Origin of the sequence: Halomonas sp. SIMBA_159 (assembly GCF_046536035.1) — a bacterium.
Lineage (GTDB): Bacteria > Pseudomonadota > Gammaproteobacteria > Pseudomonadales > Halomonadaceae > Vreelandella > Vreelandella venusta_A.
In genome coordinates this window covers 1-261 of the sequence record NZ_JAWJBT010000864.1, presented here as the reverse complement: position 1 = coordinate 261, position 261 = coordinate 1, and the positions used below count along the sequence as shown (strand labels likewise).

The 261-nt window shown below is 44.1% G+C and carries 1 protein-coding gene; it reads left to right on the top strand.

The window, feature by feature from the left end; all coding sequences use genetic code 11:
* Positions 1 to 261: hypothetical protein (locus R0J87_RS21700; RefSeq protein WP_498888895.1), on the top strand; the 261-nt coding region annotated here is incomplete at both ends.

Below are 261 nucleotides of genomic sequence, written 5' to 3'. Positions count from 1 at the left end.
GCTACAGGAGAATATAGTGATGAAACTCCTTCTAATCTTGTAGCAAGCGAAGTCATTCATTTCAAGATCGGCAGCGGTACATATGGTGTTCCTCGTTGGATTGGTAACATCGTCAATATGTACGGTGCCCGTAAAGCTGAAGAACTGAACTATCTGTACTTTAAACAAGGGCGGCATGTGCCGGCTGCAATTACTGTAGAGAATGGAGTGCTATCTGAAGCATCATACGAACAGCTGCAAGAGTACATGAATGGCATCGAA